Annotated in this window: 18 protein-coding genes and 2 tRNA genes; 4 read left to right on the forward strand and 16 right to left on the reverse strand. The window is 69.5% G+C overall.

Translation table 11 applies throughout. The features are described from left to right. Window positions 1-29: 29 nt before the first annotated feature. Together AC4BEG_RS16715 and AC4BEG_RS16720 are read right to left on the reverse strand one after the other, a co-directional pair. Window positions 30-710, reverse strand: a complete 681-nt coding sequence (locus tag AC4BEG_RS16715; protein WP_490706667.1) for a class E sortase — start codon at window positions 708-710, stop codon at window positions 30-32. Window positions 711-724: 14 nt separating this feature from the next. Then, complete coding sequence (locus tag AC4BEG_RS16720) at window positions 725-1,495, reverse strand: DUF881 domain-containing protein (RefSeq protein ID WP_490706668.1); 771 nt, start codon at window positions 1,493-1,495, stop codon at window positions 725-727. Window positions 1,496-1,639: 144 nt separating this feature from the next. On the opposite strand from AC4BEG_RS16720, the gene crgA reads away from it, so the two are divergent. After that, window positions 1,640-1,897 carry a cell division protein CrgA gene (gene crgA / locus AC4BEG_RS16725; RefSeq protein ID WP_490706669.1) on the forward strand — a complete coding sequence of 86 codons (258 nt, stop codon included), beginning with the start codon at window positions 1,640-1,642 and terminating at the stop codon, window positions 1,895-1,897. A gap of 273 nt (window positions 1,898-2,170) precedes the next feature. Here crgA and AC4BEG_RS16730 read toward each other — a convergent pair whose 3' ends face one another. Further along, window positions 2,171-3,055 carry a rhomboid family intramembrane serine protease gene (locus AC4BEG_RS16730; RefSeq protein WP_490707102.1) on the reverse strand — a complete coding sequence of 295 codons (885 nt, stop codon included), beginning with the start codon at window positions 3,053-3,055 and terminating at the stop codon, window positions 2,171-2,173. Window positions 3,056-3,150: 95 nt separating this feature from the next. Continuing rightward, window positions 3,151-3,684, reverse strand: a complete 534-nt coding sequence (locus AC4BEG_RS16735; protein WP_201872157.1) for a peptidylprolyl isomerase — start codon at window positions 3,682-3,684, stop codon at window positions 3,151-3,153. A gap of 285 nt (window positions 3,685-3,969) precedes the next feature. On the opposite strand from AC4BEG_RS16735, the gene AC4BEG_RS16740 reads away from it, so the two are divergent. Beyond that, a complete protein-coding gene (locus tag AC4BEG_RS16740) occupies window positions 3,970-4,695 on the forward strand; it encodes a DUF5324 family protein (RefSeq protein WP_490706670.1) in 726 nt (241 codons plus the stop codon). 169 nt (window positions 4,696-4,864) lie between these two features. Here the strand turns inward: AC4BEG_RS16740 and AC4BEG_RS16745 are convergent, their stop codons facing one another. Both AC4BEG_RS16745 and AC4BEG_RS16750 read right to left on the reverse strand, forming a co-directional pair. After that, the gene (locus AC4BEG_RS16745; protein ID WP_490706671.1) at window positions 4,865-6,013 is read right to left on the reverse strand and encodes a response regulator; all 1,149 of its coding nucleotides are present in this window, start codon (window positions 6,011-6,013) and stop codon (window positions 4,865-4,867) included. Window positions 6,014-6,538: 525 nt separating this feature from the next. Further along, window positions 6,539-6,611 (reverse strand) — tRNA-Ala (locus AC4BEG_RS16750). A gap of 117 nt (window positions 6,612-6,728) precedes the next feature. Between AC4BEG_RS16750 and AC4BEG_RS16755 the strand changes: the two genes are divergently transcribed. Then, on the forward strand, window positions 6,729-7,274 hold the full coding sequence (locus AC4BEG_RS16755) for a helix-turn-helix domain-containing protein (RefSeq protein WP_490706672.1): 546 nt from the start codon (window positions 6,729-6,731) through the stop codon (window positions 7,272-7,274). A gap of 48 nt (window positions 7,275-7,322) precedes the next feature. Continuing rightward, window positions 7,323-8,867: a serine/threonine-protein kinase gene (locus AC4BEG_RS16760; RefSeq protein WP_490706673.1), complete on the forward strand. Its 1,545-nt coding sequence runs from the start codon at window positions 7,323-7,325 to the stop codon at window positions 8,865-8,867. 58 nt (window positions 8,868-8,925) lie between these two features. On the opposite strand, the gene AC4BEG_RS16765 is transcribed toward AC4BEG_RS16760, so the two are convergent. The 10 genes from AC4BEG_RS16765 to dnaN form a co-directional block, all read right to left on the reverse strand. After that, window positions 8,926-10,419, reverse strand: coding sequence for a hypothetical protein (locus AC4BEG_RS16765; RefSeq protein WP_490706674.1), 1,494 nt, complete (start codon window positions 10,417-10,419; stop codon window positions 8,926-8,928). Window positions 10,420-10,623: 204 nt separating this feature from the next. Beyond that, a complete protein-coding gene (locus AC4BEG_RS16770; protein WP_003958712.1) occupies window positions 10,624-10,758 on the reverse strand; it encodes a DLW-39 family protein in 135 nt (44 codons plus the stop codon). A gap of 179 nt (window positions 10,759-10,937) precedes the next feature. Further along, window positions 10,938-11,011: transfer RNA gene (locus AC4BEG_RS16775), tRNA-Ile, on the reverse strand. A 62-nt stretch (window positions 11,012-11,073) separates the two neighbouring features. After that, the gene (locus tag AC4BEG_RS16780; RefSeq protein ID WP_490706675.1) at window positions 11,074-11,808 is read right to left on the reverse strand and encodes a DUF3566 domain-containing protein; all 735 of its coding nucleotides are present in this window, start codon (window positions 11,806-11,808) and stop codon (window positions 11,074-11,076) included. A gap of 3 nt (window positions 11,809-11,811) precedes the next feature. Further along, entirely contained in the window at window positions 11,812-14,424 is a 2,613-nt protein-coding gene (gene gyrA, locus AC4BEG_RS16785; protein ID WP_490706676.1) for a DNA gyrase subunit A, read from the reverse strand. Between the two features lie 41 nt (window positions 14,425-14,465). Beyond that, complete coding sequence (gene gyrB / locus AC4BEG_RS16790) at window positions 14,466-16,493, reverse strand: DNA topoisomerase (ATP-hydrolyzing) subunit B (protein ID WP_490706677.1); 2,028 nt, start codon at window positions 16,491-16,493, stop codon at window positions 14,466-14,468. 296 nt (window positions 16,494-16,789) lie between these two features. Then, window positions 16,790-17,320: a DciA family protein gene (locus AC4BEG_RS16795; RefSeq protein WP_490706678.1), complete on the reverse strand. Its 531-nt coding sequence runs from the start codon at window positions 17,318-17,320 to the stop codon at window positions 16,790-16,792. Next, the gene (gene recF / locus AC4BEG_RS16800) at window positions 17,317-18,459 is read right to left on the reverse strand and encodes a DNA replication/repair protein RecF (RefSeq protein WP_490706679.1); all 1,143 of its coding nucleotides are present in this window, start codon (window positions 18,457-18,459) and stop codon (window positions 17,317-17,319) included. Before recF ends, AC4BEG_RS16795 begins: the two co-directional genes overlap by 4 nt. A 51-nt stretch (window positions 18,460-18,510) precedes the next feature. Then, window positions 18,511-19,389, reverse strand: coding sequence for a phosphogluconate dehydrogenase (NAD(+)-dependent, decarboxylating) (gene gnd, locus AC4BEG_RS16805; RefSeq protein WP_490706680.1), 879 nt, complete (start codon window positions 19,387-19,389; stop codon window positions 18,511-18,513). A gap of 104 nt (window positions 19,390-19,493) precedes the next feature. Beyond that, window positions 19,494-20,624 (reverse strand): DNA polymerase III subunit beta, encoded by a 1,131-nt coding sequence (gene dnaN / locus AC4BEG_RS16810; protein WP_490706681.1) that lies wholly within the window; start codon window positions 20,622-20,624, stop codon window positions 19,494-19,496. Window positions 20,625-21,306: the final 682 nt, after the last annotated feature.

Here is a 21,306-nt window from a genome sequence, read left to right on the forward strand (position 1 = left end):
AGTAAAGGGCCGAGGGCCGCCCGGGAGGGTCAGCCGGACAAAGCGGCGGGCTTGCCCTCGGCGACCAGGCGGGTTGCGTCGAGGTGCGCCCAGGCGATCAGCCGATGGCTGTGCCCCCACTCCGGGTCACAGGTCGTCAGCGTCAGATAGCGGCCGGGGCGGCGGAATCCGGAGGCCCGCGGCACCGGGTCGATCACCTCGGTGTCGCTGGGGCGGGTGCGGTAGGGGCGCCGGTCGATGCGGTAAGTGAACCAGGTGGTGCCGTTGGTCAGCACCACCGCGTCGCCGGGGCGCAGCGCGGGGAAGTCCTTGAACGGATCGCCGTAGGTGCGCCGGTGCCCGGCGACGGCGAAGTTCCCGGTGGCGCCGAGGCGGGTGGTGCGGGAGTAGTGGCCCAGCCCCTTCTTCAGGGTGTCGGCGTCGGTGCCCTGGAGGACGGGTTTGGCCCAGCCGGTGCCGAACCGAGGGATGTACATGACCGCGAAGGAGGCGCCCGGCTCGTAGCGGGGTGGTGCGGCCGGGGTGCGAGCGCCCCCGGCGGTGACGGAGCCGGTGGACCACCGGTCCTGGAGGTGGTCGATCTCGCTGTCCATCGCGCGGTCGGCACGGACGGAGGTCCAGTAGAGGAGATAGACCACCAGGAGAATGATCAAGGTGCCGATGGTGACGCAGAGTTCACTGAGCGTTCTGATGATCAGCCGAGTGGTCACCGGCCCCCCAAGCGCTACCCGATGGGCTGTGCCTGATGCAGGTCCACTGTGCCGGAGTAGCCGGGAAGAGTCACCGTGTCGTGCTGGTCGACTTTCCAACCGAGGCCGTAGGCGTCGACGTAGCTGCGGTAGTTCTGGATGGCGGGGGAAGCGGCGAGCGCGGTGCGCAGCTTGCCCCGGTCACCAACGGCGGTGATCTTGTAGGGCGGTGAGTAGACCCGGCCCTGGAGGATCAGGGTGTTGCCGACGCAGCGCACCGCGCTGGTGGCGATCAGCCGCTGGTCCATGACCATGATCCCCTTGGCCCCGCCCTGCCACAGCGCGTTGACCACGGCCTGGAGGTCCTGCTGGTGGATCACGAGGTCGTTGGGCTGCGGCTCGGGGACGCCGGGGATCAGGGCGGTGGCGTTGGGCGGGGCGTCGGTGAGGGTGACGGTGAGCGCGGGGCCGGTGAGCTTCCTGGTGCCCGCGGTCTTCTCCAGCTCGGCCAGTCTCCGGCGCTCGGCACTGGTGCTGCCGTCGCCCCGGCGGGCGAGAGCGTCGACCTCGGAGCGCATCCGGGCCGCGCTGTCATCGAGGGTGTGGTTCTTGCGGCTGCGCTCCTGGATCAGGTCGGACAGCCGCAGCATCGATTCATCACTGCGAATGTTGGTCCCCTGGGCCGTGTTGAAGCTGGTCCAGAAGATGAGTCCGGCGAGCGCGAAGACCGAGGCGGTCAGCAGCCGGGCGGGGCGGAGGGCGGGGCGGCGGAAGCCCGGGGTGGGGGAGTCAGCGGAATTGCTCAACGTACCCTTACTCCTTACGACGCCGCGGAAGGACTACGCTAACTGACGTGTGGGGGAGGGAAGTGGCCCCCATCGCTGTCCCGCCCCGGCGCCGTCCGCTTATATCCCGCGCGGTCACGCAGCGCATCGACAGGAGAGTTCCTCGTGCCGAAGTCACGGATCCGCAAGAAGGACGATTTCACCCCGCCTCCGGCGAAGCAGGCGGCGAACATCAACCTGAACAGCGGTCGCCGCTGGGTGGCGCCGCTGATGCTGGCGATGTTCCTGATCGGCCTGGTGTGGATCGTGGTCTTCTACATGACCAGTGGGGACATGCCGATCGAGGCGCTGGGCAACTGGAACATCGTCGTCGGCTTCGGCTTCATCGCCGCGGGGTTCGTCGTCTCGACGCAGTGGAAGTAGGCCCCTCCGCGGCCCCTTCGGCAGCGCTGCCCGACCTCTGTCCACAGGGTTATCCACAGGCGGGGAAAACTCAGAAGATCTGTGGATAACCTCTGCCGCGTTGACGCCGGTGTGACCGGTGAGGCATCCCTGTTCGATCGTTCACACCTGCACTTTCCTGCGAAAATGCAGGTCAGCAGGGGCACGTACAGATGTTCTCCACAGGGTGCGCAAGATCCACCGCCTGCTGTGGACAACTGACCGAGCCAGACCCGTTCGAAGGGCCCGCTGAGCTCAGGTGGGGATCTGGAGCGTACGGATCCAGATCACTGCGACCATCGCGATCAGCATCACCGCGCAGGTCCCCCACTGCACCATTGCCCGCCGCTCACGCGGGGCATGCACCATGCCGTACGCCACCGCCGTGCCGACGACCAGCCCGCCGACATGGGCCTGCCAGGCGATACCGGCCCAGGTGAAGGTGAAGAGCAGGTTCAGCGCGAGCAGCGCGATGACCGGCCGCATGTCGTACTGGAGCCGCCGCATCAGCACGGCGGTGGCGCCCAGCAGGCCGAAGATCGCGCCGGAGGCGCCCAGCGAAGGCTGGTTCTCCGCGGCGAGCAGATAGGACAGCGCGCTTCCGCCGAGACCAGAGAGCAGATAGAGGGACAGATAGCGGGCGCGGCCGAGCGCGGCCTCCAGCGGACCGCCGATCCACCACAGCGAGAGCATATTGAAGGCGATGTGCATCGGCGCCTGGTGGAGGAAGACCGAGGTCACCAGCCGGTACCACTGCCCGTCGGCGACTCCTGCCGCTTCGCCGCTATGGGGCAGGGCGGCATAGCCGACCAGGTCCAGGTCGTTCACCAGCCGGTCGCCGACCGCCAGCACCGCGAGCCATATGACGAGGTTGAGGCCGACCAGGATCTTGGTGACCAGCCGTGGGTCGGAGGTGATCACGCCGCCGGCTATGGTGCGCGGCTGGGAGGCGCGCGGAGAGGGGCCGTGCGCCGCCGGGCTCGCCCCGGCAGAGACGCGGCCGCCCACACACTCCGGGCACTGGAATCCGACGGAGGCGCTGATCATGCACTCCGGACAGATCGGGCGCTCACAGCGGATACAGGTGATGCCGGTCTCCCGCTGCGGATGCCGGTAACAGCAGACCGCCTGGTCCTCCATGGTGTCCTCTCGCCCCCTGTCCACACGCTCGGCCACGTCCTCCGCCCCGCTTGTTCACACGGACAAGCGGGGCATGGAGTTCCCGTGCGGGGAGATCAGCCCTCGCGGGTCTCCACGACGACGGACTCGATCACGACGTCCTGGAGCGGACGGTCGGTGCGCGGGTTGGTCCCGGCGGCCGCGATCGTGTCCACGACCTTCTTGCTGCCCTCGTCGGCGACCTCGCCGAAGATGGTGTGCTTACCGGTCAGCCACGTGGTCGGGGCGACGGTGATGAAGAACTGCGAGCCGTTGGTGCCCGGACCGGCGTTGGCCATCGCCAGCAGGTACGGCTTGTTGAAGGCCAGGTCCGGGTGGAACTCGTCGCCGAACTCGTAGCCGGGGCCGCCGGTGCCGTTGCCCAGCGGGTCACCGCCCTGGATCATGAAGCCGCTGATGACCCGGTGGAAGACGGTGCCGTCGTAGAGCTTCTCCTTGGCCTTCTTGCCGGTGGCCGGGTGGGTCCACTCGCGGCTGCCCTCGGCGAGCTCCACGAAGTTCTTGACCGTCTTGGGCGCGTGGTTCGGCAGCAGCCGGACCACGATGTCGCCATTGTTCGTCTTCAGAGTGGCGAAAAGCTGCTCGGCCACGATCTACCTTCCATCGTTTTCACTTCCGTCTCCTGATCCTCGCACGGACCCGAGGGCGAGGGGTATCCGTGAAGGCCCCCTACGGCGCGCCGAACCACGGTGTTTCCGGAAGAATCTCCGCTATGACCCGGATGCCCGGCCTCACATGCTGTGCGTGCGGCGAACGGGCATGATCTCCACAAACAGGCATGATCTTTCTTGGGATGGAAACACGAAACTGCGCAGGTTGAGCACAGAACTCTGAACCCCGGAGCAATGACCAACGCCACCGAGGAGGAGGATCCCGTGACCCGCATTGACAGCGTGCGAGCCGCGACCGGCACCGCCAAGAGCGGCGTCCTGCACGCCGCGGAGGCGGTGGCGCCCTACGCCGGCACGGCCAAGGACACCGCCACCCGCTACGCGCACCAGGCGCGCGTGCGGCTGGCGCCGAAGGTCTCGCACGCCGCACACCAGGCCCGGTGCAGCGCCGGTACGCAGTACCACGCACATATCGCGCCACGGCTATCCCAGGCCCGGGGGAGTCTGCCGCCCAAGGTGGACGCGGCCGCCACCCGTGCCGCCAAACGCACCCGCAAGGCCGCCCAGCAAGCCGCCGAGTACACCGCGCCCCGGGTGGAGAACGCGGTGGCCGGAGTTCGCGCGGCCGCCGGACCCGCCCGCGAGGAGGCCCTGATCCGCACGGCGGCGGCCGTTGCCGCGCTGCGCACCCATGTGACGGCCGCCGAGATCGAGAAGCTGGCCAGAAAGCGCCGCCGCCGGGCCCGGGCCGCACGGGCGGCCAAGCGGGCCACCTTCATCGGGCTGATCGGCGCGGGTCTCTTCGCCGCCTGGAAGTGGTGGGACCGGCAGGCCAACCCCGACTGGCTGGTGGAGCCCCCGGCAGCGACCGAGGTGGGCGACCGCGAGCGGCTGACGACCGTGGACGGCCGCGACTCCCTGGACCCGGAGGTGCAGGCCAAGCAGGCCGAGGCTGAGGCCGAGGCGGACAAGGACGACGACCAGCGCTGACGGTCACCCGTCGGTACCAGTGGGCGCCGGTCGGCCGGTGGGCGAGGAGTCTGCCGGTGGCGCCTGTCGGCGGTGGGCCGGAGAACGGTGGCGGAGCGGCACGTAGCGCGCCGAGGGGCGGAGGACCGGGGTCTTCCGCCCCTCCGCCATGTCCGGGCGTCCCTCCCCGTCACTCCCCCGGGCCGCGCTCACCGGCGCGGCGCTGCCGCCGCTCCAGGAAGATCTCGGTGAAGACCGACACCTTGGCCCGCAGCGCCCAGGGGTCGAACGGCTTGGCCATGTAGTCCACCGCCCCCGCCGCGTATCCGCGCGAGGAGTGCTCCGGATCGGCGCCCATCGCGGTCAGGAAGATGATCGGGATGTCCCGGTTCCGCGGGCGCCGCTTGATGTGGGCGGCCGTCTCATAGCCGTCCATCTCCGGCATCTGCACATCGAGCAGGATCACCGCGAAGTCGTCATGATCGAGCAGCGCCTTGAGAGCCTCCTGACCGGAGGTCGCGGTCACCAGCTCTTGGTCGAGCGTGGCGAGCACGGCCTCCATGGCCAGCAGATTGTTCGGCTGGTCGTCGACCACCAGGACCTTCGGACGCGGACCACCGCCGGGCGGGGCCATCGGCCCCACCGTGACGCCCGGCTCCCCGTCCGGCCGCGGCACCGCGGCGGGGCGCTGGGCCTCCACCACGGCGAGCTGGCGCTCCAGCACCAGACAGCGGTCCTCCGCCAGCCGTCCGCGTCGGCGTACCTCCGTCAGCTCCTCGGTGAGCCGCCGCACCTCTCGCTCCAGCTTGTCCCGCTCCTTGATCAACTCCTCGCGGTCCGGTAATCCCCGTTCCAGCGCGTCCGCGCGGGCACGCTCGGTGGCCCAGGCCGCCTCTGCCTGGTTCAGCCGCACCTCCAGGTCGGCGATGCGGTGCTTGCGGTCGAGCAGCACCTCGCCCAGCGCGTCCTGATGGGCGAGCGAACACCGCGCCGCCCGGTCCGCGTCCGCCAGCTGCACCTGGAGGATCTCCATGGCGTGGGCGGGGGACCGGCTGGTGCGCACCGCGGCCCGGTGCAGATCACGCATCAGCTCGATGGCGGCGGGAGTGACGGCGGCGCCCCGCCGGGCCGCGAGATCCGTGAACAGATCGAAGACGAACTCCCACGGCGGGATGCGCGTCCCGCTCAGGAAGCGCGAAACCGTACTGGGATCCCGGTGCCGTCGCACGGCGTATCTGCGCACCGAGACCCCCAGCCCGTCGAAGAGCCGTCTCAGCTCGACGGCGAACGCCCGGCACTCCTCGGGCAGATTGTCCCCCAGCGGATGCAGCTCACCCATCTCGTCCCCCTCCACGGCGGTTCACGCCGATCAGACGATTCCCGGGCGGCTTGCCCGAGTTATGAGCGACAGCCTGGAGGATCGCGCGGGTGTTGCGCGGAACAACGCCGGGAGTGGCAACACCGGGGCCGCGGCCCACGGCCGCACAACGAACCTCACCACCCACCCGCTCGCCAATGTCCGCTGCGCGGAACGCACTTACCTCCGCGCCGGGCGGCGACGCGGCCCCCTGGACCGCCTGGGGCTACGGACGAGCCGAACCGGACGTTCTGAAGGGTCTGTTGGCTGAATTCCGACCGGTGGTGCCCGCACGATCCCCCGGCAACCGTCAAACCGTGTGATCGCCTAGATGCAGATAAATGCAGACCGCGCTCCACATGACGGTGAAGCTCGCCTTTCCATCGCCTTTATCCCGATTCCTGCTCTACGCCGTACGGGGGCGGCACAACAGACCGGCGCCGACGCCAGAAACAGCGAGAGGCCCCCTGACGTGCGTTTCCGCAGGTCAGGGGACCTCTACTGACGTGGAGCCTAGGAGAGTCGAACTCCTGACATCCGCCATGCAAAGACGGCGCTCTACCAACTGAGCTAAGGCCCCGTCGCCGATCAGGATACCTGGTGTCGGCAGCCTTTCCCGACCGGGTATCGCTCGCACGTACCGCTCTCCGTAGGATGCCACGCAAGATTCGCGGCAGCGAAGCGAAGGGGAGACCAGATGGACGCAACACAGCAGGATGCCACGGCGCGTGCACGGGAGCTGCAGCGCAGCTGGTACGGGGAACCGCTGGGGGCGCTCTTTCGCCGTCTCATCGACGATCTCGGTCTCAACCAGGCCCGTCTCGCCGCCGTGCTCGGGCTCTCCGCGCCCATGCTGTCGCAGCTCATGAGCGGTCAGCGGGCAAAGATCGGCAACCCGGCGGTGGTCCAGCGCGTACAGGCCCTCCAGGAGCTGTCCAGCCAGGCCGCGGACGGCAGGGTCAGCGCCGCGGAGGCCGCGGAGCGCATGGAGGAGATCAAGAAGAGCGCGGGTGGCTCGGTCCTCAACTCCACCCAGACCGCGGCCAGCACGGGTGCCCCGACCGTGCGGCGCGTGGTCCGTGAGATCCAGTCGCTGCTGCGGTCCGTGGCCGCCGCGGGGGACATCATCGATGCCGCGGACTCCCTCGCCCCCACCCATCCCGAGCTGGCAGACTTTCTCCGTGTATACGGCGCCGGGCGGACCGCCGAGGCGGTCGCGCACTACGAGGCGCACCAGAGCTGACGGTCTGATGGACTGCTGACGAGTCGATGACGGGGCGGGCACGGCGCGATGGGTGAGATCTTCGCGGGCCGGTACGAGCTGGTGGACCCGATCGGGCGCGGGGGAGTGGGCGCCGTCTGGCGGGTCTGGGACCACCGCCGGCGGCGGTATGTGGCGGCGAAGGTGCTCCAACAACGCGACGCCCATACGCTGCTGCGCTTCGTCCGGGAACAGGCGCTGCGGATCGACCATCCCCATGTGCTGGCGCCCGCGAGCTGGGCGGCGGACGACGACAAGGTGCTGTTCACCATGGATCTGGTGGGCGGCGGCTCGTTCGCCCATCTCATCGGTGACTACGGCCCGCTGCCGCCGCGCTATGTGTGCACCCTGCTGGACCAGTTGCTCTCCGGGCTGGCCGCGGTACACGCCGAGGGTGTGGTGCACCGGGACATCAAGCCCGCGAACATCCTGCTGGAGGCCACCGGGACGGGACGGCCGCATGTGCGGCTGTCCGACTTCGGCATCGCGCTGACCAAGGGTGAACCCAGGCTCACCGAGGCCAACTATGTGATGGGCACGCCCGGTTACTTCGCGCCGGAGCAGATGATGGGCGACGACCCCGACTTCCCGGCGGACCTCTTCGCCGTCGGACTGGTGACGCTCTATCTGCTCAGCGGGCACAAGCCGGACGCGGAGGCGCTGGTGACGCGCTTCAGCGAGCAGGGGGTGCCGAACCCGCCCGCGGAGGTGCCGGAGCCGCTGTGGCAGGTGGTGGCGGGGCTGCTGCAACCGGACCCCGACGACCGCTTCCGGACGGCTGCCGGGGCGCGCAAGGCACTGGCGACCGCTCTTGAGTCGCTGCCCGAGGCCGATATCGACGACGAGGCGATCGAGATCTTCGATCAGCTCGGTCCGCTGCCCACGGGATTCGGACCCGCCGGTCCGACCCGACCGGGGCGCCGCCATGCCAAGGCGGATCCGTCCCCCGAGGCCGCGGAGGCGGCCCGGACGGCGCAGACCGCCGACGCGGCGCACGGCTCCCGGCCCGCCGCCGAACCGGAGGAACCCGCCGAACCCGCTGCCCCACAGCCCTCCATGTCGGACACCGGCAGCTTCACCCTCCCGCCGCCCCGTCCACAGCCCCAACCCCAGCCGCAATCCCCGTCGCAGCCGCAGGAGCAGCGGCCCGGGGCACCGGCCCATCCCGCTCAGGGACCGCTGCCTCCGCAGCACCCGCCGACGCCACATCCCCTGACACCCCATCACCCGGCGGCTCAGCTGTCGGCCTCCCAGCCGCACACCCCCGCGACGCCCTCGACCGTCTCCCCACTGCCGCAGGCCCCTCAGCCGCCCGTACAGCCACCGCTGCCCGCGCACCATCCCGAGCCGCCGGGCTCTCCTCATCTCCATACGCCCACCCCCGTACCGACCGCGACGCCCTCCGCGACGCCACTCGCTCACCCTTCTACTCGTCCATACACCGCTCAACAGCCGCGGGTTCCACGCAGGGCCGCACGGCGTCCCGGACCGTCCCGGAAGGCGACGGTCTCGATCCTGATCGCCGCTGCCGTGTGCTTCGTCGTCGGTACCTGGGCACTGATCGTCGCGGGCTGAGCCCGGCCAAGGCCCCGGCACGCAGCGCCGCCCGCGAGAACGCGCTGCCGCCGCCCCGCTACCAGCCCGGCGGCGGCCCGTACCGCTGCTGTCCCGTCGACGGCTCCCCCACCGCCGGAGCACCCGCCTGGGCACCCTGACCGGCATCCGGACCAGTACCCGCGCCCGGACCCGGCGCGACCTCATCCGCCGCCCCGCCGAGCGCCCCCTCATCCGGCTCCCCCGCCGCCGTACGGCGGCGCGCGGTCACGGTCCAGGTGCCGAGCCCGGCCAGCAGGACCGTTCCCGCACCGAGCCCCGTCCAGCCCACCAGCCGGAGCGTGGACCTGGTCCCGTCGCCGTCCGACACGGACATCGCGTCGTCCCCCACGGACAACGTCCCCTGCCGCGCCGCCTTCCTGTCGGCGTCGGTGAGGCCGAAGCCCTGCTTCAGCGCGTCGCCCTGGTAGTCCGGCCCACCACGCGCGGTGCCCGCGACCCGCACCCGCACGGTGACCGGCACCGTGCCCTTCACCTGCGGGGCCACCTCGGTGGGGCTGAGTGTGACCGCGAGAAAGTACCCACCTGCCACGCTCATCGCACGGACCGAGTAGTCGGCCTTCGCATAGCGGTTTCCGTAGGCCACGGGCGCGGTGCTCAGCTGCGTCCCCGGAGCCCTGGCCTTCCCCAAGCCGACGGTGCCGCGCTCGGCGAGCCCGAGCGCCGGGGTGTACGCCCGGAGGGACACGGTGTTGTCGGGGAGTGAGGAGCTCTCGTCCTCGCCGTCCGCGGGCAGTTCGGCGACGGCGGAGAGCTGCTGGCCCCAGTCGACCGGGACCCGGTAGAAATGCGTCTCGCCCGGCCGGAAGTCATCCCTCCACACCCCTGTGGACACCGTCGGCGCGTCACCGAACCCCCGGCCGCCCTCGTGGTGCCGCGGAGTGCCGCTCGGCAGCTGCGGCGGATCGGTCCGCCAACTCCCCTCCGGCGCCCCGCCCGTGGACCCGCCCTTCACCGGGGGCTCCACCATCAGCCGCAGTTCCAACGGCCAGCGGGCCGGGTCCTGCGCCCCGGCCTGACGCTCCACCGTGACCAGATAGCGCCCCGCCTTACGGCAGGACGCCAGCAGACCGTTGTCCATCTGCCGAGTGACATGGTCGGCCAGGGGGTAGGCCACGCCGTTGCTCTCGCCCCGGGGCGCCTTGGCGTCGCAGGTGCCGCCCGCCGGATTCTGGAGGGTGACCCGGACGCCGTCGCGGAACGAGGCTCCACCCGTACCTGGCCGGGGAGCGGCGACCGCGGAGACATAGGCGGCCGACTTCGCGTCGAGTCTGACGGCGTAGTACCGCTTCTCGCCCGGTCCGACGCTGTCGGTGTAGGTGCGTCCGGAGTCGAGCGCCGGGGCACCGGCGGCGTCCCCGGCGCCACGTATCCGGGTGCCCTGGGTGTCGTACCCCCGGGGTCCCGCGCCGGCGTCGGCGGGCGCCGCCAGGGCCTGCCCCTGCGTCGTCACCACCGCACACAGCGCCGCCACCGCGGCGAGGCCCGACCTGACCCTGCTGCGGTCCCTCATCGCGCGTCACTCCTCGTCGTACCGGCCGTGGCCGCGAACCCGACCGGTTTGCGTGTGCAAGCCATTCGTTTGCGAGAGTGAACACAACGGCCCCGTCAGCAGATCCCCGAGCCCCCGCGCATCATCCCCGCCACGGTCGCCAGTAAAGCGGACGGGGCCCCGACCGCTCCAGCGGTCGAGGCCCCGTACCGGGACTCGTGGGGGTCACACGCCCGAACCTGCGGGCACGGAGTCGGTCGCCTCCGTCCACAGATCCTGCTCGGCGCGATCCGCCTGGATCTGGCGGTACACGAGGAGCCCGCCGATGGCGGCCAGTGCGACCAGGAGGAGCTTCTTCACCGCGCTACCTCGTCTTTCTTGACGTAGGGGACCTCTGGCGCCCGATGATACACACCGATCGATACCGTTCGGTGACCTATGCCGGCCATCGGCCCGGCAACAACCGGACATCAACTCCTCGGGCGCCGTTACGAGATCGGCCCGGCGGAGAGATCCTCCGTCCGGGCCGTTCGTATCGGTGGGGCTAACAGGACTTGAACCTGTGGCCTCTTCCTTATCAGGGAAGCGCTCTAACCGTCTGAGCTATAGCCCCGCGCTGCACCGAAAGATTAGCGCACCACCAGCCCTGTCCCAAAATCGGTAACGGGCGGGCCGCTACTCGTCCTCGGCGAGCGTCAGCTCCACACCGCCCACGAAGCCAGCGGACAGGTTGTAGATGAACGCGCCCAGGGTGGCCAGCGCGGTCGCCAGCACCACATTGATCACGGCGATGATCGAGGTGAACCCCAGGACACGCGGCAGCGACAGGAAGGTCTCCAGGTTGAACCCGGTGCCCTTCTGGGACTCCGTGGCCTCGCTGATCGTGCCGCCCACGGCACTGAAGACGCCCATGGCGTCCATGACCATCCACAGCACCGCCGTAGCGATCACCGTGCAGATGCCCAGCGCGATCGCGAGCAGGAAGCTGACCTTCATGACCGACCACGGGTCCACTCTGGCGACCCGCAGTCGCGCCTTGCGGGTGCGCGGCACCGGACGGGCTCCCGCGCCGGTGCGGGGGCGCCGGACACCCGTGGTGGCCCGGCCCCCGGCAGCCTTACCGCCACCGGACGGCGGGGCGTATGCCTGCGGCGGGTGGTACGGCTGTGCGGACGCCCCGCCAGAGGGCCGTTCACCGGGCAGCGGGCTCGCCGATTGCCGCTCATCCGGCTCCGGCGGCCGCTGGGGCCGCAGCTTGCGGGTTTCGGTCACCGTGCCCTGCTGGGAGTCGGCGGCCGGGCCACGGGCGCCGTCGGGAGCGGACGCCCCGCCCGCTGAGGACGGGGCTCCCGGTCCGGGCCGCCTTCCGGCGTCCGCACCGCCGCCCGCGGCACCCGTGGCTCCACTCACGACTTACTCCTCGGTTTCGTCCGCCGGGGGCGCGGAGCCCTCGGCCGCCTCGGGCGCGGCCCCCTCGGCTGCCTCGATCCCGGCCTCGGAGGACTCCTCCTCGACCTCTTCAGCCTCACGACCGGCCTCGGCGTTACGAGCGATACCCACGACGGCATCGCGCTTGCCCAGGTTGATCAGTTGGACGCCCATGGTGTCACGGCCCGTCTCCCTGACCTCGCTGACCCGCGTACGGATCACACCGCCACTGAGCGTGATGGCCAGAATCTCGTCGGACTCCTCGACCACCAGCGCACCGACGAGGGAACCACGGTCCTCCACGATCTTCGCGGCCTTGATTCCGAGGCCGCCGCGACCCTGGACGCGGTATTCATCCACGTTCGACCGCTTCGCGTACCCGCCGTCGGTGGCGGTGAAGACGAACGTACCTGGCCGCACGACATTCATCGAGAGGAGTTCATCACCCTCGCGGAAGCTCATGCCCTTCACACCGGAGGTCGCCCGGCCCATCGGCCGCAGCGATTCGTCCGTGGCCGTGAACCGGATGGACTGGGCCTTCTTGCTGATCAACAGCAGGTCATCCGCGGAGGAGACCAATTCGGCGCCGATCAACTCGTCCTCGCGACCGTCCTCCATCTCCCGGAGGTTGATGGCGATCACACCGCCGGAGCGAGGCGAATCGTAATCCTTCAGCGGCGTTTTCTTCACCAAACCCGACTTTGTGGCGAGCACCAGATACGGCACCGCCTCGTAGTCACGGATCGCCAGAATCCGGGCGATCTGCTCGTCCGGCTGGAACGCCAGCAGGTTGGCGACGTGCTGGCCGCGCGCCTCCCGGCCCGCGTCCGGCAGCTCGTACGCCTTCGCCCGGTAGACCCGGCCCTTGTTGGTGAAGAACAGCAGCCAGTGGTGGGTGGTCGAGACGAAGAAGTGGTCGACGATGTCGTCCTGCTTCAGCTTCGTACCGCGCACCCCCTTGCCGCCGCGCTTCTGGGAGCGGTAGTCCTCGGTCTTGGTGCGCTTCACATAGCCGCCACGGGTGATGGTGACGACGATGTCCTCCTCGGCGATCAGGTCCTCGATGGACATGTCGCCGTCGAAGGGGACCAGCTTGGAGCGCCGGTCGTCGCCGAACTTCTCGACGATCGCGGTCAGCTCCTCGCTGATGATCTGCCGCTGCCGCTCGGGCGAGGCCAGGATCGCGTTGTACTCATCGATCTTCGCCTGGAGCTCATCGTGCTCCTGGACGATCTTCTGGCGCTCCAGAGCGGCCAGCCGCCGCAGCTGCATCTCCAGGATCGCGTTCGCCTGGATCTCGTCGATCTCCAGCAGGCCCATCAGGCCCCCGCGCGCGATCTCGACCGTGTCGCTGCGCCGGATCAGCGCGATGACCTCGTCGATGGCGTCCAGCGCCTTGAGCAGACCACGCAGGATGTGCGCCCGCTCCTCGGCCTTGCGCAGCCGGAAGCGGGTCCGGCGGACGATGACCTCGACCTGGTGGGTGACCCAGTTGCGGATGAACGCGTCCAGCGAGAGGGTGCGCGGCACCCCGTCGACCAGCGCCAGCATGTTGGCGCCGAAGTTGGTTTGCAGATCGGTGTGCTTGTAGAGGTTGTTCAGGACGACCTTGGCGACCGCCTCTCGCTTGAGCACGATGACCAGGCGCTGGCCGGTGCGCGAGGAGGTCTCGTCGCGGACGTCCGCGATGCCGCCGATCCTGCCGTCCTTGACCAGGTCGGCGATCTTCTGGGCCAGGTTGTCCGGGTTGACCTGGTACGGCAGCTCGGTGACGACCAGGCACTGACGGCCCTGGATCTCCTCGACCTCGACGACCGCGCGCATGGTGATCGAGCCACGGCCGGTGCGGTACGCCTCCTCGATGCCCTTGCGGCCGACGACCAGCGCCCCGGTGGGGAAGTCCGGGCCCTTGATCCGGTCGATCAGAGCATCGAGCAGCTCCTCCGAGGTGGCCTCCGGGTTCGCCAGGAACCACTGGGCACCCTCGGCCACCTCGCGCAGATTGTGCGGCGGGATGTTGGTGGCCATACCGACCGCGATCCCCGCCGAGCCGTTGACCAGCAGGTTGGGGATACGGGACGGCAGAACCGTGGGCTCCTGGTTACGGCCGTCGTAGTTGTCCTGGAAGTCGACGGTCTCCTCGTCGATGTCCCGGAGCATCTCCATGGCCAGCGGGGCCATCTTGCACTCGGTGTACCGCATGGCCGCTGCCGGGTCGTTGCCCGGGGAGCCGAAGTTGCCGTTGGAGTCCACCAGCGGCATGCGCATCGACCACGGCTGGGCCAGTCGCACCAGGGCGTCGTAGATGGACGAGTCGCCGTGCGGGTGGTAGGTGCCCATGACATCGCCGACGACACGGGCGCACTTGTAGAAGCCCTTCTCGGGGCGGTACCCGCCGTCGTACATCGCGTAGAGCACGCGCCGGTGCACCGGCTTGAGGCCGTCCCGGACGTCGGGCAGCGCACGGCTCACGATCACGCTCATCGCGTAGTCGAGGTAGGAGCGCTGCATCTCCGTCTCGAGACCCACCGGCTCCACGCGGATTCCGGCGCCCTCGGCGGGGTTTTCAGGCGTGTTCGGGGTGTTCTCGTCGGCCATTGCTGGTCAAGTCCTTCTGTCGTCTGCGGCTGGGGGCCGACTCAGATGTCGAGGAAGCGGACATCCTTGGCATTGCGCTGGATGAACGAGCGCCGTGCCTCGACGTCCTCGCCCATCAGGACCGAGAACAGGTCGTCGGCCTGCGCCGCGTCGTCCAGGGTGACCTGGCCGAGCACACGGTGATCGATGTCCATGGTGGTCACGCGCAGCTCTTCGGCGTTCATCTCGCCCAGACCCTTGAAGCGCTGGACCGAGTCGTCCTTGATGCGCTTGCCCTGCTCACGGCCGGCCTGGATGAGCACGTCCCGCTCGCGGTCGGAGTACGCGTACTCGACCTCGTCCCGGCCCCACTTGATCTTGTAGAGCGGCGGACGGGACAGGAAGACGTGCCCGGCCTCGACCAGCGGCCGCATGAAGCGGAAGAGGAAGGTGAGCAGCAGGGTGTTGATGTGCTGGCCGTCGACATCGGCGTCCGCCATCAAGATGATCTTGTGGTAGCGGAGCTTGCCGATGTCGAAGTCCTCGTGCACACCGGTGCCGAAGGCCGAGATCAGCGCCTGGACCTCGTTGTTGTGCAGGATCTTGTCGACCCTGGCCTTCTCGACGTTGAGGATCTTGCCTCGGATCGGGAGGATCGCCTGGTACTGCGGGTCACGGCCGGACTTGGCCGAGCCGCCGGCGGAGTCACCCTCGACGATGAAGATCTCGCACTTCTCGGGGTCGTTGGACTGGCAGTCGCTGAGCTTGCCCGGCAGCGACGCCGTCTCCAGCAGCCCCTTGCGGCGGGTCAGATCGCGCGCCTTGCGGGCCGCGACCCGCGCGGTCGCCGCCTGGATCCCCTTGCGGACGATGTCGGCCGCCTCGTTGGGGTTGCGGTCCAGCCAGTCGGCGAGGTGCTCGTTGACGATCTTCTGGACGAAGGTCTTGGCCTCCGTGTTGCCCAGCTTGGTCTTTGTCTGGCCCTCGAACTGCGGCTCGCCCAGCTTGACCGAGATGATCGCGGTCAGACCCTCGCGGATGTCCTCACCGGTGAGGTTGTCGTCCCGCTCGCGGAGCAGCTTCTTGTCGCGCGCGTACTTGTTGATCAGGTACGTCAGCGCGGCCCGGAAGCCCTCCTCGTGGGTACCGCCCTCATGAGTGTGGATGGTGTTGGCGAAGCTGTAGACACCCTCGGTGTACTGGCTGTTCCACTGCATCGCCACTTCGAGGGAGAGCATCCGCTCGGTGTCCTCGGCCTCGAAGCCGACCACGGTGGGGTGGACCAGCTCGCCCTTGCGGGAGTTGAGGTACGTGACGAAGTCGACGATGCCGCCCTCGTAGTGGTACCGCACGGAGAGCGGCTTGCCCTCCTCGTCCACGTGGGCCTGGCGCTGGTCGGTCAGCGAGATGGTCAGCCCCTTGTTCAGGAACGCCATCTCCTGGAACCGCCGCGCCAGCGTCTCGAAGGAGTACTCGATGGTCTCGAAGATGTCCCCGTCGGCCCAGAAGGTGACCGAGGTGCCGGTCTCGTCCGTGGGCTCGTTCCGATTCAGGGGCGCGGTCGGGACACCGAGCTTGTAGTCCTGGGTCCAGCGGTAGCCGTCCGTCTTGACCTCCACCGCCACCTTCGTCGACAGCGCGTTGACGACGGAGACGCCGACGCCGTGCAGACCGCCGGAGACGGCGTAACCGCCGCCGCCGAACTTGCCGCCCGCGTGCAGGACGGTCAGCACGACCTCGACGGCCGGCTTCCCCTCCGAGGGGACGATGCCCACGGGGATGCCACGGCCGTTGTCGACGACGCGGACCCCGCCGTCGGCCAGGATCGTCACCTCGATGGTGTCCGCGTGACCGGCGAGCGCCTCGTCCACGGAGTTGTCGACGACCTCCTGGACGAGGTGGTGCAGACCGCGTTCGCCAGTGGATCCGATGTACATACCGGGTCGCTTGCGGACCGCGTCCAGACCTTCCAGGACGGTGATCGCATTGGCGTCGTACGACGGCGGGGCCAGGCCCTCGCCGTCATCGGACGGAATGTTTTCGATGGGGTTGCCGGAATCGGCCACGAAGCGCCCTTTCTGGCACAGCACAAGCCGTCTCCGGGGCAGGCGGGAGCGGCTGCGTCGTTCAACATGTGTCCGCGAGCGCTTCGGCGCGCAAGCGACGGTGTACCCGCTCAGTCTACCGGTAGCGCCGACAAGAATGGGGGCTTGCTGGCGCCTGAGTCCGCATGTGCCGCCCTGAACCGGTCGCCACCGACTCCCCATATCTGGGGACGGGCTCCAAGAGGCTCACACCGCCACTCAGCGCTTCTGGCTGTCAACCACCGGCTACGGTGACCGGGGTCTCAGCCGTCACCCTGTGCTCAGCCGTTGACGGGGCGTGCTCAGCCGTAGGTGTCGCCCGGTCCGGTGGACCCCGGAGAGCGCAGCGGGCCGTAGCGGCGGGGCGGACCACCCGGGCCCAGCACCTTGATCAACTTCACGGTGCCCTGGCCGAGATCGGCGTTGAGCCGGGCCACGAGCTGCGGGGCGAGCAGCCGCAGCTGGGTCGCCCAGGCCGTGGAGTCGCAGCGCACCGTCAGCACCCGGGCGTCCTCGTCGTACCGCTGCGGCTCGCAGTGCTGGGCCACCTCCGGGCCGACCATCTGCGGCCAGCGGCCCATCACCCCGCCGACGGCGGCCGGGGCCTCCCAGCCGCGCTCGGTGATCAGCCGGTTGATGGCGGCGCCGAGCGGTAGCGGATCGCGGCCGTCGGCGCGCGCGCCGGAGCGCAAGCCCCCGCGGCGCGCCTGCTTCTTCTGCTGGACCGCGGCACCGCGCGCCCGCGCCTGCTCCTTGGCGGCGCGCAGCGCGACCCGGGCCAGATCGACCCCCGAGTGCTCGGGCGGTGTCGGCGGCTGCGGGACGTCGGTCATACGCGCCGCACCTCGCCCCCGGACACCGCGTAGCGCGCGCCCGTCAACAGCTGTGGAACGTCGTCCTCCACCGCCGCCGTGATCAGCACCTGCTCACCGGGAGCGACCAGCTCGGCCAGCCGCTCCCGGCGCCGCTCGTCCAGCTCGGCGAAGACATCGTCGAGCACCAGGACCGGTTCACCGGCCTCGGTGCGCAGCAGATCGTAGGAGGCCAGGCGCAGCGCGAGGGCGTACGACCAGGACTCGCCATGACTGGCGTAGCCCTTCGCGGGGAGCCTGCCCAGCTTCAGGAGAAGGTCGTCACGGTGTGGGCCGACCAGGGTGACACCGCGCTCGATCTCCTGCTTGCGCGCCTCGGTGAGCGCGGTGATCAGCCGCTGGTAGAGCTCCTCGCGGCCGATGGGCGCGGCCAGGTCCTCGCCCGCCGAGCAGCGGTACTCCAGCAGGACCGGTCCGCCGCCCGGGGCGAGCTGCTCATACGCCTTCTCGGCCAGCGGCTGGAGGACGGAGATCAGTTCCAGGCGCGGGGCGAGCAACTCGGCACCGGCCCGCGCCAGATGCTGGTCCCAGACGTCGAGGGTGGACAGCGCCGCATCCCCGCCACCGCCGCGCGAGCCGTGCCGCCGGGCCAGCGCGGCGGTCTTCAGCAGGGTGTTGCGCTGCTTGAGCACCCGGTCGTAGTCGGAGCGGACCCCGGCCATCCGCGGAGCGCGGGCGGTGATCAGCTCGTCCAGGAAGCGGCGGCGCTCGCCCGGGTCGCCCTTGACCAGAGCCAGGTCCTCGGGCGCGAACAGGACCGTGCGCAGGATGCCCAGCACATCACGCGGTCTGACCTGCGAGGAGCGGTTGATCCTGGCGCGGTTGGCCTTGCCGGGGTTGAGCTCGAGCTCCACGAGCTGCTGCCGGTCGCCCTGGACCACCGCGGCCCGGACGACGGCCCGCTCGGCGCCCATCCGCACCAGCGGGGCGTCGGAGGAGACCCGGTGGCTGCCCAGGGTGGCGAGATAGCCGACCGCCTCGACGAGATTGGTCTTCCCCTCGCCGTTGGGCCCGACGAAGGCGGTGACACCCGGGCCGAGGACGACCTCGGCCCGGGTGTACGAGCGGAAGTCGGCGAGTGACAGATGCGTGACATGCATGGTGGGCTGCGCCGACCTCCCCCGGCAGTGCTGTGCCCCCGTGGGGGCGGATTACTTCGAGTTCTCGACCGCGTGGCCGCCGAACTGATTGCGCAGCGCGGCGATCATCTTCATCTGCGGGGAGTCGTCCTGGCGGGAGGCGAAGCGGGCGAACAGCGACGCGGTGATCGCGGGCAGCGGCACCGCGTTGTCGATCGCGGCCTCCACCGTCCAGCGGCCCTCGCCCGAGTCCGCCGCGTAGCCCTTCAGCTGGGCCAGGTGCTCGTCGTCGTCGAGGGCGCGGACGGCCAGGTCCAGCAGCCAGGAGCGGATGACAGTGCCCTCCTGCCAGGAACGGAAGACCTCGCGGACGTCGGTGACGGAGTCCACGGCCTCCAGCAGCTCCCAGCCCTCGGCGAAGGCCTGCATCATCGCGTACTCGATGCCGTTGTGGACCATCTTGGCGAAGTGGCCCGCGCCGACCTTGCCCGCGTGGACCGAGCCGTACTCGCCCTCGGGCTTGAGCGCGTCGAAGATCGGCTGGACCTTGGCCACATGCTCGGGCGCACCGCCGTACATCAGCGCGTAGCCGTTCTCCAGGCCCCAGACGCCGCCGGAGACACCGCAGTCGACAAAGCCGATGCCCCGGGCGTTGAGCTGCTCGGCGTGCTTCTCGTCGTCGGTCCAGCGGGAGTTTCCGCCGTCCACGACGATGTCGCCCGGCGAGAGGAGCTCGGCCAGCTCGTCGATGGTGATCTGGGTGGGAACGCCCGCCGGGACCATGACCCACACCACGCGCGGCCCCTTGAGCTTGCCCACAAGCTCGTCGAGGCTGTGGACATCGGCGACATCCGGGTTGCGGTCGTATCCGATCACGGTGTGGCCTGCGCGGCGAATGCGCTCGCGCATATTGCCGCCCATCTTGCCGAGGCCGACGAGACCGAGCTCCATCAGTTGATCCTTATGCCGTAGACATTGCGAAACGCACCTGAGGCCGAGCCTACGCCCGAGGGTTGCCGCACAGTTGTGGGCTACGCCCGCTCATTCGCTCGCACTCATCCGCTCAGCCGGACGGGCATGATCAGGTACTTGTACGCCTCGTCCGCCTCGGCGTCCATGGCCGGCTTGCCGCTCAGCAGGGCGGGCTTGGTGGACGTGGTGAAGGAGAGCTGGGCGACCGGGGAGTCGATCGCGCTGAGGCCGTCCAGCAGGAAGGTCGGGTTGAAGGCGATCGAGATGTCGTCGCCCTCGAGCTGGGCGTCGACGCGCTCCACAGCCTGTGCGTCGTCGCTCGAACCGGCCTCCAGGATCAGCACGCCCTGCTCGAAGCTGAGCCGCACCGGGGTGTTGCGCTCGGCGACCAGGGCCACACGCTTGACGGCCTCGACGAACGGGGCGGTCTCGATCACCGCGACGGAGTTGAACTCGGTCGGGAACAGGGTGCGGTACTTGGGCAGATCACCTTCGAGCAGCCGGGTGGTGGTACGCCGCCCGGCGCCCTCGAAGCCGATCAGACCCTCACCGGCCCCTGAACCGGACAGCGCGAGCGCGACGGTATCGCCGCTGGTCAGCGACTTGGCGGTGTCGAGGAGCGTCTTGGCGGGCACCAGGGCGACCGCGGAGATATCGGGGGTCTCCGGCTTCCACAGGAACTCACGGACCGCGAAGCGGTAGCGGTCGGTGGAGGCCAGGGTGACGGTGTCGCCCTCGATCTCGATCCGGACGCCGGTGAGCACCGGGAGGGTGTCGTCACGGCCGGCCGCGATGGCGACCTGGGCGGCAGCGGCGGCGAAGACATCACCGGGGACGGTGCCGGTCGCGGTGGGCATCTGCGGCAGCGCCGGGTACTCCTCCACAGGCAGTGTGTGGAGGGTGAACCGCGACGAGCCGCAGACGACGGTGACGCGCACACCGTCGGTGGAGATCTCCACCGGGCGGTTGGGGAGGGATCGGCAGATGTCGGCGAGCAGACGGCCGGAGACGAGGACCGTGCCGTCGTCCTCCACATCGGCTTCCACGGAGACACGGGCCGAGACCTCGTAGTCGAAGCCGGAGAGGCTGAGCGCGCCTTCCTCCGCCTTGAGCAGGATGCCCGCGAGGACGGGCACCGGCGGACGGGCCGGAAGGCTGCGGGCCGTCCAGGCCACTGCCTCCGCGAGTACATCGCGCTCCACCCGGATCTTCACCGGAACCGCCTCCTGCTGTTGCTGGCTCGCCCTGCTGGCCTTCGTCGTCGGCTGAGTCGCCGGGGACCAGTCTGACGTACGCCGCCGACAGTCGGTGCGGCTCGGGGTCAAGTCGGCGCCCGGGGTGTCGGGCGGCTGGGTCCGAGGTTGTGCACAGGTCCCACTTCGAAGCGATTTCCCCGCTACAACTCTGTGGTCGTAGTAGTAGGGCTTGTGGAAACCGTGGAAAACTCCGTTGTCCCAGGCCAAGAGCGGTTTTTTATCCACTGGGCCTGTGGGCGGAGGCCGTGGACAACCGGGGCGATCTGTGGATGCCCGAGAGTTCTGCACATGCGATGCACAGACAGGGCCCGGTTCTCCCCAACGCTGTCCCCAGTTTTACCCAGCTTCCCCACAGCCCAACCGGCCCCCTTGGTGTGATGCCTTTCACTCGAGCCGGTGACCGTGTCCGTTTCGTTGCCGAACAGTGGACGACGATGGGGAAAAGCTGTGGGCAACCGCCTTCCGCCTGTGGGCGGGCAGTGGACAACTCGCTCCACGCCCTGTGGGCAACGCGCTCGTCCACAGTCTGTGGATTCGGGTTTGCCACAATTCCACAACCGGCTGACCTCGGTCGATGCCATCCTCACAGCCCAGCCTGTGGATGCGATCGGGACAACTCACCAGTCCCCAGGGTGTGGAC

This window comes from Streptomyces sp. JLBJ103 (assembly GCF_058215575.1).